Annotated in this window: 1 protein-coding gene; it reads left to right on the top strand. The window is 34.9% G+C overall.

Annotated elements, in window-relative coordinates:
* Nucleotides 1-67 precede the first annotated feature (67 nt).
* Complete coding sequence (locus J8281_RS18870) at nt 68-1,192, top strand: IS481 family transposase (RefSeq protein ID WP_210199221.1); 1,125 nt, start codon at nt 68-70, stop codon at nt 1,190-1,192.
* Nucleotides 1,193-1,226: the final 34 nt, after the last annotated feature.

Below are 1,226 nucleotides of genomic sequence, written 5' to 3'. Positions count from 1 at the left end.
TGTAATAGTTAATACTTAATCTGACAATTTTAGTAATTTAGTTTAAATCAATTTAAATATTTGTCAGATGAACACAGAAGAAAAAATCATCAAACCAAAGTTAGGACTATTAGAGTTAGCAAAACAATTAGGTAATGTTTCTCAAGCTTGTAAAGTTATGGGCTATAGTAGAGATAGTTTTTACCGTTTTAAAGAGCTCTATGAACAAGGAGGCGAGTTAGCACTTCAAGAAATATCTAGGAAAAAGCCAGTTATTAAAAATAGGGTAAGTCCTGAAGTTGAGCAAAGTATTGTTGAGTTTGCTATTGAGCAACCAGCTTATGGTCAATTACGAGTTTCTAATGAACTTAAAAAACGAGGTGTTTTTGTATCTCCAGGAGGTGTCCGGAGTGTTTGGCTTCGGCATGATTTAGAAACCATGAAAAAGCGTCTAAAAGCGCTAGAAGCCAAAGTAGCACAAGACGGCTTGATATTGACAGAGGAGCAAGTTCAGGCATTAGAACGTGCTAAAGAAGAAAAGCAAGCTCATGGTGAGATAGAAACTCATCATCCAGGCTATTTAGGATCTCAGGACACCTATTATGTTGGCACCATTAAAGGTATTGGTCGTATTTACGCACAAACTTTTGTAGATACGTATTCCAAAGTGGCCTTTGTAAAGCTATATGACCGTAAAAATGCTATTGTAGCCGCAGACATACTTAATGATAAAGTACTTCCATTTTTTCAGCAATATAAACTACCTATATTAAGGATACTAACTGATAGAGGTACGGAATTCTGCGGTAAGAGAGAACATCATGAGTATCAACTCTATTTGACCATTGAAGACATATCTCATACCAAAACAAAGGCTAAAAGTCCACAAACTAATGGAATCTGCGAACGCTTCCATAAAACTTTACAGCAAGAATTTTTCTGGGTAGCTTTTAGAAAGAAAATTTATAAATCCATTGAAGAGTTGCAAACAGATGTAGACCAGTGGATAGAAATCTATAATAAAGAAAGAACTCATCAAGGAAAGTTTTGCTTTGGAAAAACTCCTTTTCAAACATTTTTGGATTCCATATCTTTAGCAAAAGAAAAGATTATCCAGCAAGGAGAAAATTTATTTCTTTCACAAACTGCCTCCATAAATCAAGAGGTAGTTGAGAAAGAAATAAATTTAGCGCAAAGGCATGATGTCGGATAAGTAACAACTGTCAGATCAAGTAGTGGCTACTACA

The sequence above is a fragment of the Aquimarina sp. U1-2 genome (assembly GCF_017897595.1).
Taxonomy (GTDB): domain Bacteria; phylum Bacteroidota; class Bacteroidia; order Flavobacteriales; family Flavobacteriaceae; genus Aquimarina.
The sequence above is the reverse complement of the archived record's forward strand: the minus strand, read 5'-3'. Positions and strand labels throughout refer to the sequence as shown.

What these genes read in the sequence shown, in the direction of transcription:
- J8281_RS18870 (WP_210199221.1), top strand. Translation starts at nt 68, where the DNA reads ATGAACACAGAAGAAAAAATCATCAAACCAAAGTTAGGACTATTAGAG.